The organism is Faecalibacterium sp. An77, from assembly GCF_002161315.1.
Classification (GTDB): Bacteria; Bacillota; Clostridia; order Oscillospirales; family Ruminococcaceae; genus Faecalibacterium.
Genome location: NZ_NFHK01000108.1, coordinates 1 through 672, shown reverse-complemented (window position 1 = coordinate 672; position 672 = coordinate 1). Strand labels below are relative to the sequence as shown.

Genomic DNA, 672 nt, shown 5'->3' with positions numbered 1-672 from the left:
CCTGGGGAGTACGACCGCAAGGTTGAAACTCAAAGGAATTGACGGGGGCCCGCACAAGCAGTGGAGTATGTGGTTTAATTCGACGCAACGCGAAGAACCTTACCAAGTCTTGACATCCTGCGACGAGTGCAGAAATGTACTTTTCCTTCGGGACGCAGAGACAGGTGGTGCATGGTTGTCGTCAGCTCGTGTCGTGAGATGTTGGGTTAAGTCCCGCAACGAGCGCAACCCTTATGGATAGTTACTACGCAAGAGGACTCTATTCAGACTGCCGTTGACAAAACGGAGGAAGGTGGGGATGACGTCAAATCATCATGCCCTTTATGACTTGGGCTACACACGTACTACAATGGCGTTTAACAAAGAGAAGCGATACCGCGAGGTGGAGCAAAACTCAAAAACAACGTCCCAGTTCAGATTGCAGGCTGCAACTCGCCTGCATGAAGTCGGAATTGCTAGTAATCGCAGATCAGCATGCTGCGGTGAATACGTTCCCGGGCCTTGTACACACCGCCCGTCACACCATGAGAGCCGGGGGGACCCGAAGTCGGTAGTCTAACCGCAAGGAGGACGCCGCCGAAGGTAAAACTGGTGATTGGGGTGAAGTCGTAACAAGGTAGCCGTAGGAGAACCTGCGGCTGGATCACCTCCTTTCTAGGGAGTCTGGCTGAC

Annotated in this window: 1 rRNA gene; it reads left to right on the top strand. The window is 53.1% G+C overall.

The features are described from left to right. Window positions 1–654, top strand: a 16S ribosomal RNA gene (locus tag B5G28_RS14250); the annotation flags it as partial. Between the last annotated feature and the right edge of the window lie 18 nt (window positions 655–672).